This window comes from Ectobacillus sp. OTK (assembly GCF_059698935.1).
On sequence record NZ_AP048547.1, the window covers coordinates 3,061,544 to 3,076,989 of the forward strand.

Genomic DNA, 15,446 nt, shown 5'->3' on the forward strand with positions numbered 1-15,446 from the left:
TATCAAGGGTTGGGCGCTCTCATATTTTAAACCAACAGATTAAACAACGTTGGATCGTGATTAATCTCCATATACTTAATACCATGCGCATTCATACGCTGCACCAAAGGCTCATAATCCTCTTTACATGTCAGTTCAATACCAACAAGAGCTGGTCCGTTATCCTTATTGCTCTTTTTCGTATATTCAAAGCGAGTAATATCATCATTCGGTCCGAGTACATCATCAAGAAACTCGCGCAAAGCACGTGGACGCTGCGGAAAATTAACGATAAAGTAATGCTTTAATCCTTCATACATAAGCGAACGCTCTTTAATCTCCTGCATGCGGCCGATATCATTGTTTCCTCCGCTCACAATGAATACGACTGTTTTGCCGCGAATTTCATCTCGGTAAAAGTCAAGCGCAGCGATTGGCAATGCACCAGCCGGCTCAGCGACAATGGCATTTTTGCTATACAATTCCAAAAGCGTGGTACATACTTTGCCTTCAGGTACAGTCACAATGTCATCAAGAACTTCCTTACAAATCTCATATGTTAAATGTCCTACCTGCTTCACAGCTGCTCCATCAACAAACGGATCAATTTGCGGAAGCGTAACGACTTTTTCTTCCTTCATGGATGCATTCATGGAAGCAGCTCCTGCCGGCTCTACTCCAATAATCTTCGTAGATGGAGAAACGCTTTTCACATACGTTCCAACCCCTGAAATTAAACCGCCGCCGCCAATTGACATGAACATATAATCAATTGGCCGGTCAATATCGTGTAAAATTTCTACACCAATTGTTCCTTGCCCGGCAATTACGTCTGGATTGTCAAACGGATGGATAAATGCCATACCGTGTGCTTTTGCATATTGAACAGCCTCAGCATAGGCGCTATCAAAAGTATCTCCCGTTAAAATAATTTCCACATTAGCCCCGCCAAAAAATCGTACTTGCGATACCTTTTGATTTGGTGTCGGGCTCGGCATGAAAATTTTGGCAGGTATGTTTAGCTTTCGGCATGTATAGGCCACACCTTGCGCATGGTTACCTGCGCTAGCACACACTACGCCATTTTTAAGCTGATCGGGCTGCAGATTATTGATACAATTATACGCTCCACGGATTTTGAAGGAACGTACTACCTGCTGATCCTCCCTCTTTAAATACACGTTACAGTCATATTGCTCAGATAAAATCGGGTCTCGCTGCAGCGGCGTATTATAAACAACATCCTTTAACGTGCTGTGAGCGACGAGGATATCCTCGATCTTGATGGCTTCCTTTACATTTCTCATCGTTTCGTACCTGCCTTACTTCGAATTTTCTATGTTACATATTATACAAAATTCAGAAAATATTTTGTATTGTATTTTTATTGAAAATTAAAATAAGCCTGTTAGAAAGCAATATTTTAATATAACAACTCATATATACTCATACTAAGATTGAAATCATTCTCATATCAAAGCATAAATGATTGTTCCTTTAGTCGATGTCTACAGGTGCGCTCAAACATTTCGGATTCAATTCAGCCTATTTTTTAAGAATAATACATATCTTTTCACTTCGTCATTCCTCATTGCTATACGGAACAAATGAATGCTGTACAGATGCTAAAAAGCATTCTATCATATACAAACATGGGGGATACGCGGCCTTCTATCCAGTTCCTTTGTCCGCAAGCCCTTCTCATATATTGTAAACCATTTTCTCTCTTCTGTCTCGTTAATACTCTCATTCCTTATACTATAGCATTTACTTCCATTACAGATCTTACGTACTTTAACGAGTTCATCTATGTTCTAAATAGATGAAGACTGAAAATTTCTTGCACATGAAACTTACACGAAGTTCTTTGGGAGGAGATTTAAAAAGGTGCACTCGCTAGATAACATTGATAAAAAGGCATATTCGTTTTCCGAATATACCATCTCTCTTATAAATACTGTAACACTTCTTTTATATTGGTAATTAGCTGAATGCATATGTAGTTTTTGATCTACAAACTCCCAATACCACTCATCCTCGAGAATCTGCTAGTCCTCCACGCATCTAAAACGGAGAAGTGCAGTCTACTCTTTGATCAGGTAACTTCCTTCAAAGGCTGTTTTCACATAGGTTGTTGCTTTTGCATCTGGTCAGCAGCACGTTACAGCACTGTGAAAAGAGGTGAGAAATTAGAAAGGAGAGGTTGATTGCAAGAGGTTGATTGCAAGAGGCGAATAGCCTCTTGCTTGTATTGAAACACGTTCTGTTTATTTCTGCAGCAACAATGAACGGTCAGACGAAGGGCAGTTTCTCCCGTCATTCTCTGCTTTTTCGTGTATAGCTTTGTTTTTGTTTGATCATGCCGGTACAAAATTGAGAAACTACAAGAGCCTCTCATCAAGCTGCTTATTTTCTTAAGGTTTTTATTTTACGAAAAGGCGTAAGTAACTCTTGTGAGCGTTTCGAAAAATGATGTAACGACAGACTGAAAGACCGTTGCTAAGCAACGGCCTTTGGTCATTATTTCGCAATAAACATTTGCGTCCAAATATTTTTCCCTGACACATATCCAACTCCAATATGTGTATACGTGCTATTTAAGATGTTCGCACGATGACCTGAACTGTTCATCCAAGCGTTTACAACGGCTTCCGGTGTCACTTGGCCCATCGCAATATTCTCGCCTGCCGCACGATATGTTATACCGAAGGAGCGCATCATATCAAATGGTGAGCCATATGTTGGACTTGTATGACTAAAGTAATTATTATTGGACATATCCTGTGACTTAGCGCGCGCTACCTTGCTAAGCTCAGTGTCGATTTTCAGCGCTGCTAGTCCATTTTTTGCCCGTTCAGCATTCGTTAGCTCAACTACTCTTTTCTCATATGCACTAAGCGTTGAAACTGTTGATGTTGTTGTCGGTGTCGATGCTACAACGGTCGATTTTAAATAGTTTGCATTTACATACCCTGTTTTGCCGCTATACGTAATTTGCGCCCAGCTACCAGATACATAGTTTACTTTAACTGTTGTACCCTGCGGAACTACACCTATTGAATAGCCGTAAGAATTATACATATACAGTGCTGCAGTTGTTTTTGCCTGCTGTCCGGTCTGTACCGTAACAGCTGCCTCTGCTTGTTCAGCTGGAATAGCTTGTCCAAGTATTAAAAATGCTGCTGTGGCAAGCGTTGCGATCCACGTTTTCTTCATGTCGTCTCTCTCCCCTATATTCCCTAATTGTCTATTACAACGTGAGTGTATCATAGTTTCGTAGACAAAAAATAAGAACGTCCATGTTGTTAACATTTCTTCACTAGCATGTAAATCTTGATAACAATCTGTCTTTTTTATGGGGGATTTTTCCTGAGAGGCATGAATCATGAGCATTATATATTGTTCGTAAAGTGATGGACACGCAGCTTTGCTATAATAATGGCAGCTGGATTAGTTGCTGGAACAATAGCATTTTTTTACCTCTAGCACTTAATTAATACTTTATGAATCATAATGCTATTGAATATCTTCGCTTCTTCAAAACAAGCTAAGTGTCCGGAATGCTCAAATACCTTCATCAAAATTCACTTCCTTTTCCTATATATTTGATCATAAAGCTAGAATGTTATTTGTTTATGAGGAACTTTTTTAAATTAACTTTATAATAGAGGGTGTTTACTCAGTCTTCCTGAAAGAGGGCTGTAGACAAATAACGTTCTCCAGTATCAGGCAGTAAAACAACAATCATCTTTCCTTCGTTTTCGTTCCGTTTGGCAATCTGGGTTGCGGCAAATACAGCGGCACCTGAAGAGATTCCTACCAATAATCCTTCAAGTTGAGCTAACTTCTGAGCAGTTACAAATGCCTCTTCATTCTTCACTGTAAAAATTTCATCAACAATCAACCTGTTGAAGATATTTGGTACAAACCCGGCACCAATGCCCTGAATACTATGCACTCCTGGTTTGCCTCCTGAAAGAACCTGTGAATCAAAAGGTTCAACAGCAACAACTTTCACAGAAGGCTTATTCCGCTTTAATACCTCTCCAACTCCAGTGACTGTTCCACCTGTTCCGACCCCGCCAATAAAAATATCAACTGCACCATCAGTGTCTCTCCAAATCTCTTGGGCAGTGGTTTGCCGATGAGTTTCCGGATTAGCTAAATTATTGAATTGTTGCGGGATATACGAATTCGGTATCTGGGCGGCTAGTTCTTCCGCTTTTTTAATAGCCCCCCTCATTCCCTCTGATCCTGGCGTTAGAATGAGTGTTGCACCAAGCGCCTTTAAAAGCTTTCTTCTCTCAATACTAAAGGTTTCTGGAAGTGTTATAATCAGTTTGTATCCTAATGCTGCAGCTGCAAAAGCGAGTGCAATTCCGGTATTGCCGCTAGTTGGCTCAATAATAACAGAATCTTTGTTGATTAACCCCCTGCTCTCAGCATCTTTAATCATGGCATACCCAATCCTGTCTTTAACACTTCCTGCGGGATTGAAGTATTCTAATTTAGCAACAATTGTCGCCTTAAGATCCCTGCTTGCATTATAATTAGAAAGTTCCAATAAAGGTGTATTACCAATTAAATCTGTTAAGTTTTTTGCAATTCTTGACAATATACCCACCTCCAAAAGTAAGTTTTTATTCTTTAATAACTTCTATACTTCCCGAAACTTATGCAACTCGACTCCTATTTATTGATGTTGCCTTCCTTTTGAAAGCAACTCTTTTGCTGCTATTCCCAAAGGACTTGCTTCAAAAACTATACATAAATCCCCTTTTTGCATTACAATTCTTCTCCGATCTAAGTAATTGGTGAATCTTATCCTAGTCCATTTCATCAACCAAAAATTCTAGCACTCTATCAGAAATGTATGATGGGTTTTCCATTGACATTAAATGGCCTACATTTCTCACTATTTCAACAGTTACACCTTTGATAGTATTGCTAGCTCGGACATAGGCTTCCTTAGCATCATACATTACTTCATTTTCTCCAAATAACAGTAAAACAGGAGTTTGAATGGAGCCTAATTCCTCATCAGTAAAGACACAAGGAAAACCTGAATGATTTGGTTTACTGCTTCGCACCGTATCTATCCACATCATTCCAGCTACCAATTGTTCTTTAATATACGGATGTAAAACGTATCGATCATGAAAAAGCCATTGCAAGAATCTATCAACACCTTCTTTATTTTGAACCATGCCAAAAGCGTATGAGTAGAAGGCTGGATTGAAATGCACGAATGTTTCTGCCGGACTCATAAGGACTGCCTTATTTGCTCGTTCAGGAGCGTGTAAAAGAAAATTAACAATATTTAGTGCACCAAATGATAACGCTACGAAATCTGCTTTTTCTATAGACATTTCGTCAAGAACTTCCATCAGCCATTGTGCATGACTCTTACGATTAGAAAAGTTTTTTGCAGGAATACTTTTATTTTTGTCTCCCATTATATCAATGGCAATTACACGATAATGTTTACTCCACTTTAATACATTTGGATACCACATCGTTGAACTCATGCTTCCACCATGCAACAAAATAAGAGGCGGAGCAGATTGTTTTCCGCATTCAACTATGTGCGTCTTTCCAAAGGGTGTTTTAACATAATAAACGGAATACTCTACAGGCCAAAGCCGCAAGCTCTTATTATATGTTTCGAGGTACTCTTCTTCATATTGTTTGAGAACTCGAATAGTGTTCATAATCCCCCCCTAATTTTGTAAACTTGAAGTGCTCTTTATCACTTATAACAAAAAATTAAACGAATGTTAATAACTTAATTATATTTTTCCAATATCTTCTTGTCAATAAGAAGCGTTGTCTCCTACATGTATTTTTGATAATTGTAAAAGAGATTAGTACAATAGGGTAAGGAATCAGTATCTTAATTTATATTCCTTCTGTTCCTACATGCACTTGGAGGTAACATTTCATGACTGTTGAAAACCAAATATTATACTTATTATCAAAAGTAGAACAACTTGAGGGAAAAGAACTAATAAAAATATACGAAGCAAGGAATTATACACCTCAGACCATAAGAAACCTATTGTCAAAGTTGAAAAAACTGAATTATGTAACTTCTCCTGATCGTTCTATTTATTCCATAACCCCTTCAGGTCGAGCATCAGTACGCTCTATGTACAACAAAGAGAACTTTTATAACCGATTGTGGGATAAAAAGTGGTATATGGTTTTAATGGAAATACCGGAAACCGAAAGAAAGAAAAGAGATTCATTTAGGCGCGGTCTAATACAATTAGGGTTTGGATCACTATATAAAAGTGTTTATGTCTACCCATGGGATATTACAACCGAAGTTATAAAGCTAGTTGATAACCTAGAAATCGAGGAGTATGTTACGCTTCTTGCAAGTCATGAGTTTATCCTAAACAAAATACATAATGCAGGTGCTAGAGGACCAAATGAAGCAGCAAGTATATGGGATCTCGAGAATATCAATGAACTTTATAAAGAGAAATTCAAATGGTTTAATGATGAGTTTGAACCTCAAGTTTACCAACTTTTTAACAGGCAAAGTCATAACACCCTGACTACATTTATTTGCTATCTAGAAATCCGTGAGGCTATCCAGGCACTATTATCTATTGACCCGATGCTGCCTCCGGAATTTCTTCCGCCAAGTTGGATAGGCACCCGAGTGCTGTCTGCTTTTTATAAAGCTCAAGCATCCTTGGCTTATCTTATACCCGAGGATTCATTTTACAGCAGATTCGTCGATGACCAGTTGTGATGTCCCAGAGATGCTAACAATTAAAAAAATCAGATCTAAAAAGGACTATTTCTTCCTGCTTAGATCTGAGACCTCTTCTCCTATTCGGCTCCTTTATTACACTGCTGCTTTGCCAACACCTTCTTTTAATCATCATTCTGTAAATAAACCATATCTATATAGTTGACTCTTCCTGATCCCTTCCCGCCATGTTGTATATTCTTTAGCCAATACTGCTTCACCTAAAAATCTGTCTAATCTATAATTCGGCAACACTTTATAATATAACAAAAAAATATTCGAATGTTATATAATTTATTATATCTTAAACCTAATGATACTATAAAGTTACTTCGATATTTTAAATCTTTAAATCATCACAAGCCGATTCTTTGGGAGCGGATAATAATTTTTAGGAGGAGCAATCATGGTTACTTTTAAAGGGAAAGTAGCAATAATAACAGGCGGAGCATCCGGGATAGGAAAATCCTTGGCAGAATTGTTGGCACGGAAAGGAGCACATGTTGTCATCGCTGACATAGACATTACCGGAGGCAACAACGTGGTCAGTTCTATTAATGATGCAGGAGGAAAAGCATCTTTCCAGTACATTGATGTAACAGATGAAAGTATGGTTAACGAACTGGTTCAAAAGGTGCATGATGTACATGGTCATCTAGATTTCATGTTTAATAACGCAGGTATTTCTTCCATGAGTGAATTTTATAACATTACGTCCGAACAATGGAAAAGGATGATAAACGTTAATTTACTAGGAGTTGTCTACGGGACAACCGCCGCATATAAATTGATGCGGACGCAGGGGCATGGTTATATTATTAATACTTCGTCTGCTGCTGCATTCGGCCCCGCTCCTCTAACAGCATCCTATGGAGCCACCAAACATGCTGTCCTAGCCTTAACCACTTCATTACACTATGAAGCAGAAGAGTTTGGTGTGAAAGTAAGTGCAGTCTGCCCTGCCTTTGTCACAACACCTATAGCTCAAACAATGGATATGTCTGACTTTGACAGGAACATCTTCAATAAAAATCAAAAAAACAATATTAGCAGTGAAAAGTGTGCAGAAATTATCGTTAAGGGAATTGAGAAACAAAAACTGATTATAACTACCGTTGGGCTAAAGAAAACAACTGATATCCTCTTCGCTTTATTCCCAAGTCTGCACCGGAAACTTATGAAATATGTTGTACACGTTGGGAGAAAATCTAAAATTAATGCAGAATAATTCTGTATACATTTCTTAATTCAATCAATTTCATAGCCCAAAGCCCTTACATACCAAGAGTTTTTAGAATACAGCCAGGGAGTGCTTTCCCAAATTGTTGTCTAATGTTAGTAACCAAATCTATTCAATAGAGCGAAGTTCTTAGGAAATAGACTCCTTCACTTCAAGCAAAGCTAAGTGGAGGCGGGTTTAAAAGCATAGATAAAATAAAAAACAAGATTATGTTTCTTTAACACCCTACTGTTTTAGCTGCACTAAGAGCAAATATTATTTTTTTAAATACGAAGCTGCTCACAAATCTATAGCTTCACCAGCATATATATAACCAACAACTTTTTTACCTAGGAGGCAACCATGTCAAATGAACGCTATCCATTGGCAAAACCATCTCTCATTGTACGCAGCTTGCAGCCTGAGAATCAAGAAACACCGATACATTTTATTACGGGAGCTCTAACTGATCATAAAGTGTTCTACAGAAGAAACCATTTTTCTTATCCAGCACTTACTTATTCAAACTATTGGCTGCCCATAAATGGTTCAGTTGTAATCCCAAGAGTATTTTCCATGCAGGACATCCTTAAGTTACCTTCAAAAACGATAAAAGTTGTCCTAGAATGCGCTGGAAATAAGCGCAGTTTATTCGAGCCGAAGGTATTTGGCGAGCAATGGGAAAATGGCGGTATGAGTCAGGGACAATGGAAAGGGGTTCCCCTAAGAGCCCTCCTTGAATTAACAGGAATACAAACAGGTGCAAAAGAGGTTGTAGTGGAAGGGTATGATTATGGAAGAAGAACTGATTTGGATAACGTTTATACTTACACTAGAAGCCTGCCTTTGGAAAAAGCCCTTCACCCTGATACCATAATTGCTTATGAATATAACAATCAACCTATTTCTTTTAAGCATGGTTATCCGTTAAGATTAATTGTTCCACAGTGGTATGGAATGGCCTCTGTAAAATGGGTTAAGCAAATTAGCATCATTAATTCTACATTTAAAGGGCCGTTTCAGTCGATTGATTATATGTATTATCCGAATAAAGAAAATGATGCTGATTCTTTCCCTGTTACAACAATAAATGTGAATTCTACTATACAGCAACCGCTAAACATGAAAATTCTCAATACCGGTAAGCATATCATTAGAGGTATTGCTTGGACTGGTAAAGGGGTTATTTCAAAGGTTGAGATTAGTACAGATTCTGGAAACACCTGGTCAGACGCAAGTATTATGAATCAAGATACAAACATATACGGGTGGTCTTCTTGGTCATATGAATGGGTTGTATTGGAAAAAGGAGAGTACACAATTATGGCAAAAGCAACTGATTCATATAATCAAAGCCAACCTGCCAGCCCATTCTGGAATAGAAAAGGCTACGGCTATAATGCCATAACTAAAACTAACGTTAGGATTGAATAAACACGACACAAAACGCCCTTTGTTTTTGCATACAAAGGGCGTTTTCTTGGCATTCCTGTTTATTGCTTCCACTTAAATAAATTTTACTTCTTCATACTGACCCTACGCTTTTTTAGAGTAATAGCATCAGTAAGTATATCTAAGAATTAGAGAATGAATTACAACTGTCCTGAAGGTTTTTCATTGCATCAGAACCTGCCATACTCCGTCCAAGCAAGACAAGCTTTCCATTCATTTTTAAAGCTACATCGACTGCTCGTTGTATACGATTAAAGTTGGATAACAAAAGTTGAACATTTCTGCCTATTAAACTATCTATTTCCGCTGACTAGTGAATATCGCGAACAATGCTTTAGGATGAAAAAGATGAAAAGGGGTGCGGATTAAATTCATCACCCTTACCAATCGGATATAAATTTCTGGTTCAAAAGCTGAAAGTCGATATATCTTTTTGCTGTACCACTGTTTAATTGGGAGTACAGGAGACCTCTTCCCTTTTACATTGGGATGACGAAACGCTTCTGTGGTAGCCATCTCCCATGGAGTTGCGATCAACTTTGCAATCCTCTTATGAAATCTTTGAGTTAAGCCTTTATCGAGATGTACAATTTGTTGAAGACATCTTTGTAACTCTAAAACTTCCATTGCAGCGACAGAAATCCCTTGTCCAAAAAGAGGATCGAAGCGGCAGTGCGCATCTCCAATTACTAAGAAGCCTTCTGGTACGCGCCTTGCTAGGTCAAAGCGCCGGCGGACTTGGTAAGGAATCTTATGTATTTTTATGCTTGTAATAGGCTCTGCTTGTTCGAGAAAATGAAGTACATCAGGAACAGGTAACCTTTGGGCATAAGCCAAAAACTCTTCACTAGTTTGCGGCGCACGTTCATTGGCATAACCACTAAAAGTCACAGAGAATCGATCCTCTTCAATGGTTTGGATATATGCGCCGTAAGGATTTTCAGGGAAACTTGGCGAAATAAGAAGGTTATCCCATTCCAAATCTTCTTGATGATTTAGATGAAATAATCTAGTGGCATAGAATAATTGAATCCACACCTTTTCTTCTTTAACTTCTATACCATATGTTTTTAACCACTCCACGCTCCTTGAACCGAATCCACTGGCATCAACAACTAAAGATGCATGAAGTTCCTCTTCTGTTCCTGTTTTCAAGCAGCGTACCCGCACTCCACGTATTTTATTGTCCTGATGGTCTACTAACAGTTCCTCAACCATTGTTTCATATCTAGTCACAATATTGACGGCTTGATCAACACGTCTTTGCAAATGAAACTCAAGCATAGGACGACTTTGTTGAATCATTATGAATTCTCCTGAAAATCGTTGCTTCCAGACACCAAAATGATGCCACTTCAGATCCCTAGTAAAATCAGTTACAATGCTTCCATCCTCTATCAATTGATCGATGAACTGCGGAAATAATTCCTCAATTGCTTCTTCTCCTCTTTTTAATAAGACATGTGGATGATAGCTTTGTGGAACCCTCCTTCTAGGAACTTTTTCTTTATGCTCCTGACCTGCCTCCAAGATTGTCACTTGTTGAAAGGAATGAGACAAAGCTTTAGCAGCTAATTTACCAGCAATACCTCCTCCAATAACTATAGCATTCTCCCACATATCTCTTCCTTCGCTCCCCATGATTTGTACTTTTTGGTAACAACTAACTTTGTTAGTTATCATAATTAAGTTTATTTATTAACGAAAGTTGGAAATAGAGTATCAACTCTTGTTCCCATATTGGAAGGCTTTTCTCTTTTGAAAAGGATCCTTTTTTCGTTTACATCTAAATATGGCAGCTTTCCCTATTCGCGTCCGAAAGGAATAGGAGAACTGCCAATCTAATTAAGGCAAAAGTAACCCTTCAACAAATTCCATCTGTACAGTTGTTCCGCCGCAATGCTTGCAAACGACTAATACAGCGCAGGCGTTGAAGGTACTGAGTACCTCTAAATCACTAGGGTACCAGGTACTACATTCATGCTGAGTAGTCCTTTCGCAGCTAGGGCAATGTTTCTCTAGCAGCTTTGGAGCGGGACTGCGTTCAATCACTTTTTCCATTTCCGTATTCCCCCTTCATTTTATATCTCCACACCTAAATTTTACCTTATTTTGGTTAATAAGAGATAGGATTCTAGTAAGATTCGGTGACAAAAAAAGAGAGCTGCGTGTGCAGTTCTCCGCCAAGCTACTTTCATTCCCTTTTGCGTTTGTCTAACATCTCCGCGCTAGCAACGTAAATGCCAGCGCAAAACACATTTTGCTGCAGATTACCTTGAAGCTTGTACTGCTAAAGAAGCTTTTCGGACTAATCCATAGTAGGAAGCCAGTGCCAAAAAACTGGCTGAAAAAATAACCACTCCCATTGGAACGGCTGTATGTTCACCTGCTATTCCTACAAGCGGAGCCGCTAATGAGCCAAGTATAAATGGCAATAAACCTAATAATGCAGAGGCGCTTCCCGCAATATGTCCTTGTGTCTCCATCGCTAATGAAAAAGAAGTTGTAGCAATAACTCCAAGAGAGCTTACTAAAAAGAATATAGGAACAAGGACGGCTGGCAGCGGCGCTTTTAAAATAAGAGCTATTAGCAATACAGCACCAGATAGGGTAGAAACAAATAAACCTATTTTCATTATGGTTTTAAGCATACAGCAAATGCATGTTTAAAAATATAACATAAATTACTTTTTTATTGTCCTTATTTGCCAATCAAGCCCATGGTAGCTAAATATCAATCAAAGCAGAATGTAATAACAGATGAAAAAACAATAAAGCACTTCTAATTGTTGAATTATGATCAATTATGTTTCTTTTGCAGATATGAGGGATGTTGTACAACTACTGTTTACTACAGCATGTATATCCGCAGTTTAGAAGAAAAAATAGCCTGTATAAGAATAGCTTCCTTACCCGTAACAAAAACTACACTCATCCAGTAAGCAAAGGAGCGTTCACGATGGAAAGTCAGCATTTTGGTGTACATGAGATTACAGATATGCGTGAAATGATGAATTTTAAAGCGGCTTGTTTAATAGAAGCAAAGTCACGGCTGCAACAGACGGAGAATGTGGAGTTAAAGAAGCTTATCCAGCAAGGGATTGAACAAGGAACAGCGACAATCAGCAAGATGCAACCATTTCTTCGCACGGCAGCTGCGCAAATGAAACAGTAGGAGGAAAGAAAGATGCCTAATAAAAGAAAAATAAGCTTTCTAGACCAAGTCATCGCAACGGATATGCTGTTCGAAACCAAGGCAGCGATTAAAGATTTTGCAGCTGCTCTTACAGAGGCTGCGTCACCTGAGATCCATACGTTTTTTCATGAGGAATTGCAAAAAGCAATTGCGCAGCATGAGAAGATTTATAACTTTCTTCAGGATAGAGGAATTTACGATGCGTACAATGTTTCCGAACAGCTGCAAAAGGATATTGTATACGCGGATGAAGCTTTGCAACAGTAATTAGCAGGTAAAATTCTAAATGAACTTGGGGTGAAATACATGCAGGAAAATTTAGGAATACATGAATCCTTAGAATTACATGAGCTGCTAGTTTTTAAAAGCCTATGTGTTACAAAATCATCTGTAATGCAAAAGCTGGTAACAGACGAAAAACTAAAGAAAATTATGCAGCAGGATGTCGATATGTCTTCTCGACATGCTGAAGATATCAAAAATCACTTAACAAACGGGAGACGCCTACAATGAATCAATTTATGGAAAAACTAACTGGAATGACGGCATTAACAGACCAAGTCATCGCAACAGATATACTCATTGCTGCTAAGTCTGCAATTAAACAGTATGCATTGGCAATTACAGAAACAGCTACCCCAGAGGTGCGTAACACATTAATTCAGCATTTAGAGGATTGTATCAAATTTCATAAGCAAATTTCCGATTATATGATAAGTGAAGAATATTATTATCCTCTTGATACCTCTAAGCAGCTTCAAGTAGACATGAATACTGTGGAGCAAGCATTACAGCTTGCAAAAAATTAATTGTACTTAAACCACTACAAATAGCAGCAAAGAAAAACACGATGGAATATCGTGCATCGTATTTTTCTTTGCTTACAGACCCTTTATTTTATCCAATCGACATTTAAATGACAAACAAAGACAAACCACACATTCTCTTCACGATCTTTATGTTTCGGGTATAGATTTTTTATAATTTTTCTATTTAAGCATCGTTCGACACATTGTCTCTTAAGTAAAGTATATAGTCAGTAGATACAGACTTTGTGCCTAACTGTCGTAACATAGCGGAGATATTCCCCCTATGGTAAGTACCATGGTTTACGATGTGAATCACAATCTCTTCAAGAGAGTTCGTAAATTCAGTTCCACTAGAGTTAGTGTATATAACAGGGCTGTTTATTTTGATTTTGTTCTCTAAAATTTCTTGATATTGTTGTTGCAGCTCAAGAAAGCTATTTTTTGCTTCTAGTATTGAATTGAATAGGAGAACATTACGATTCGGAAGGCTTTGATCTATTCGATAAAGCCAAATCTTATCTACTTCATAAACATGCTGCAAAGTTCTCATGACGCTTGGAAATACACTCTGAATCTCTTCATTCAATATCGTCTCCGGCATCGTACCTAAATGATTAATTAGTTTTATATTAGCCCAATGGTGATATTTTAAAAAAGAACTATCCATTTTTTATTCCTCCGTACATAGAGTCGTATGTTCCTATTTTTATAACAACATAACTATATGAAATTTCCAACAGCCTGTAGGTTTAAATAACCAAGAAGATAAAATTCAACCACATATAGATAACTATTTTGCCTGCTGAGCTATATCACTCCACATAGTTTGCTATCTCAATAAGGTTAAGATCGGGATCCCTTATGTAAACAGAAAGGATTTTACCGACAGCTCCAGTTCTATACACTGGGCCTTCCACAATCTTTACCGCACATGCATCTAAATGTTTCACTACTTCTTCAATTGGTACATCTGTTATAAAGCATAAATCAGCTGAACCTGAAGTTGGGTTGTATGCCTTGGGCTCAAACTCTTTCCCTGCCTCATGAAGATTGATTTTATATTGTCCGAATTGTAACGCCCTCCGTCCTTCTCCGAAAGTAATCACCTTCATACCAAGAGCCTTGCTGTAAAAATCGCATGTCGCCAAAATATCTTTTACTGTTAGCACAAGATGGTCAAGATGATTCATTTTCATACTGATTCTTCCTCTCATTCATCTATATTTATTTATGTAATATACATTGAGATTAACTACGCTTCAGATAGCAATAGAGCAAGATTGGACAAGATGCCTATACATTCTTCTTTGCAACATTTTTAGGTCTTAATTTAATACGGTTATAGGGTCAGCTACAGCCTCTTTAAATGTATATGTCACTCCATCATACATTCTTAGCTTCTTTCCCTCAAGGAAATCTGGAACCATATCTTTCCTCATCGTATTTAGCGGGTCAAAAGCATCCTTGAAAAGTGCTAGTGTGGATTCACATTTTACGTTATTAAAAATAATAGTCGCCCCTACCCCTTCATCAATACCTGTAACTACCTTGCCTGCGCCACTCATCACTAATGTAGGTGCTGTGATTTGAGGCAACAAATGAGTATGAGTTGGAAAAGGTACGGTTTTCATAGCAATTAACGTTTTTTTGTCAATGCTGAGAGTCTTTCGGAGAATTTCTTGGGTGTAGGGATCTTCCTTATACACATTCATCATGATATTGAATATGACTTTCATAGGCAGAAGGGAGAATATAAAGTTGGATAATTTTAAGATCCATTCGGAAGCCAAGGAAGGAAATTCACTATACGAATTAACAGCAACAAGCTTCCTGACATGCTCTGGGTGATTCCAGGCAAGAATCGTTCCTAACTGTGCCCCTTGGGACACGCCGATGACATGTACCTTTCTTTCTCCAATAGCGTCTAGAAAGAGCTTTAGGTCTTTCGCAATATGAAAATTCCCTTCAGATTCAATTCTAAAGGGGACAGTGCCTGAAATATAAATATAACTGAAAGGAGTGAGATAA

At 38.1% G+C, this 15,446-nt stretch carries 17 protein-coding genes; 7 read left to right on the forward strand and 10 right to left on the reverse strand.

Annotation, left to right across the window (positions count from 1 at the left end):
• Positions 1-26 precede the first annotated feature (26 nt).
• The 4 genes from ilvA to AC6HZ4_RS15340 all read right to left on the reverse strand — a co-directional run bounded on the left by ilvA (position 27) and on the right by AC6HZ4_RS15340 (position 5,690).
• A complete protein-coding gene (gene ilvA, locus AC6HZ4_RS15325; protein WP_497490454.1) occupies positions 27-1,286 on the reverse strand; it encodes a threonine ammonia-lyase IlvA in 1,260 nt (419 codons plus the stop codon).
• Positions 1,287-2,499: 1,213 nt separating this feature from the next.
• Positions 2,500-3,195 carry a CAP domain-containing protein gene (locus AC6HZ4_RS15330; RefSeq protein ID WP_497490455.1) on the reverse strand — a complete coding sequence of 232 codons (696 nt, stop codon included), beginning with the start codon at positions 3,193-3,195 and terminating at the stop codon, positions 2,500-2,502.
• Positions 3,196-3,658: 463 nt separating this feature from the next.
• On the reverse strand, positions 3,659-4,594 hold the full coding sequence (gene cysK, locus AC6HZ4_RS15335; RefSeq protein ID WP_497490457.1) for a cysteine synthase A: 936 nt from the start codon (positions 4,592-4,594) through the stop codon (positions 3,659-3,661).
• A gap of 211 nt (positions 4,595-4,805) precedes the next feature.
• Positions 4,806-5,690 carry an alpha/beta fold hydrolase gene (locus tag AC6HZ4_RS15340; protein WP_497490458.1) on the reverse strand — a complete coding sequence of 295 codons (885 nt, stop codon included), beginning with the start codon at positions 5,688-5,690 and terminating at the stop codon, positions 4,806-4,808.
• A 230-nt stretch (positions 5,691-5,920) separates the two neighbouring features.
• On the opposite strand from AC6HZ4_RS15340, the gene AC6HZ4_RS15345 reads away from it, so the two are divergent.
• From AC6HZ4_RS15345 to AC6HZ4_RS15355, 3 genes are all read left to right on the forward strand, one after another.
• On the forward strand, positions 5,921-6,742 hold the full coding sequence (locus AC6HZ4_RS15345; RefSeq protein ID WP_497490459.1) for a PaaX family transcriptional regulator C-terminal domain-containing protein: 822 nt from the start codon (positions 5,921-5,923) through the stop codon (positions 6,740-6,742).
• Positions 6,743-7,148: 406 nt separating this feature from the next.
• A complete protein-coding gene (locus tag AC6HZ4_RS15350) occupies positions 7,149-7,970 on the forward strand; it encodes an SDR family NAD(P)-dependent oxidoreductase (protein ID WP_497490460.1) in 822 nt (273 codons plus the stop codon).
• Positions 7,971-8,324: 354 nt separating this feature from the next.
• A complete protein-coding gene (locus tag AC6HZ4_RS15355) occupies positions 8,325-9,395 on the forward strand; it encodes a sulfite oxidase (protein WP_497490461.1) in 1,071 nt (356 codons plus the stop codon).
• Positions 9,396-9,710: 315 nt separating this feature from the next.
• Here the strand turns inward: AC6HZ4_RS15355 and AC6HZ4_RS15360 are convergent, their stop codons facing one another.
• From AC6HZ4_RS15360 to AC6HZ4_RS15370, 3 genes are all read right to left on the reverse strand, one after another.
• Positions 9,711-11,033, reverse strand: a complete 1,323-nt coding sequence (locus AC6HZ4_RS15360; protein WP_497495730.1) for an FAD-dependent oxidoreductase — start codon at positions 11,031-11,033, stop codon at positions 9,711-9,713.
• Positions 11,034-11,258: 225 nt separating this feature from the next.
• Complete coding sequence (locus AC6HZ4_RS15365) at positions 11,259-11,474, reverse strand: hypothetical protein (protein WP_497490462.1); 216 nt, start codon at positions 11,472-11,474, stop codon at positions 11,259-11,261.
• 209 nt (positions 11,475-11,683) lie between these two features.
• Positions 11,684-12,064, reverse strand: a complete 381-nt coding sequence (locus tag AC6HZ4_RS15370) for a hypothetical protein (protein WP_497490463.1) — start codon at positions 12,062-12,064, stop codon at positions 11,684-11,686.
• A gap of 308 nt (positions 12,065-12,372) precedes the next feature.
• Here AC6HZ4_RS15370 and AC6HZ4_RS15375 point away from each other — a divergent pair, with 308 nt between their 5' ends.
• The 4 genes from AC6HZ4_RS15375 to AC6HZ4_RS15390 are packed head-to-tail and all read left to right on the forward strand — an operon-like array spanning position 12,373 to position 13,418.
• Positions 12,373-12,588: a hypothetical protein gene (locus AC6HZ4_RS15375; RefSeq protein ID WP_497490464.1), complete on the forward strand. Its 216-nt coding sequence runs from the start codon at positions 12,373-12,375 to the stop codon at positions 12,586-12,588.
• Between the two features lie 12 nt (positions 12,589-12,600).
• A complete protein-coding gene (locus AC6HZ4_RS15380; RefSeq protein ID WP_497490465.1) occupies positions 12,601-12,876 on the forward strand; it encodes a spore coat protein in 276 nt (91 codons plus the stop codon).
• Positions 12,877-12,915: 39 nt separating this feature from the next.
• The gene (locus AC6HZ4_RS15385; protein ID WP_497490466.1) at positions 12,916-13,122 is read left to right on the forward strand and encodes a hypothetical protein; all 207 of its coding nucleotides are present in this window, start codon (positions 12,916-12,918) and stop codon (positions 13,120-13,122) included.
• The gene (locus AC6HZ4_RS15390; protein ID WP_497490468.1) at positions 13,119-13,418 is read left to right on the forward strand and encodes a spore coat protein; all 300 of its coding nucleotides are present in this window, start codon (positions 13,119-13,121) and stop codon (positions 13,416-13,418) included. The genes AC6HZ4_RS15385 and AC6HZ4_RS15390 overlap by 4 nt, the downstream gene beginning before the upstream one ends.
• A gap of 184 nt (positions 13,419-13,602) precedes the next feature.
• Here the strand turns inward: AC6HZ4_RS15390 and AC6HZ4_RS15395 are convergent, their stop codons facing one another.
• The 3 genes from AC6HZ4_RS15395 to AC6HZ4_RS15405 form a co-directional block, all read right to left on the reverse strand.
• Positions 13,603-14,085, reverse strand: coding sequence for a DinB family protein (locus tag AC6HZ4_RS15395; RefSeq protein WP_497490470.1), 483 nt, complete (start codon positions 14,083-14,085; stop codon positions 13,603-13,605).
• 145 nt (positions 14,086-14,230) lie between these two features.
• Entirely contained in the window at positions 14,231-14,614 is a 384-nt protein-coding gene (locus tag AC6HZ4_RS15400; protein WP_497490472.1) for a VOC family protein, read from the reverse strand.
• Between the two features lie 129 nt (positions 14,615-14,743).
• Positions 14,744-15,424, reverse strand: coding sequence for an alpha/beta fold hydrolase (locus tag AC6HZ4_RS15405; RefSeq protein WP_497495731.1), 681 nt, complete (start codon positions 15,422-15,424; stop codon positions 14,744-14,746).
• Positions 15,425-15,446 lie beyond the last annotated feature (22 nt).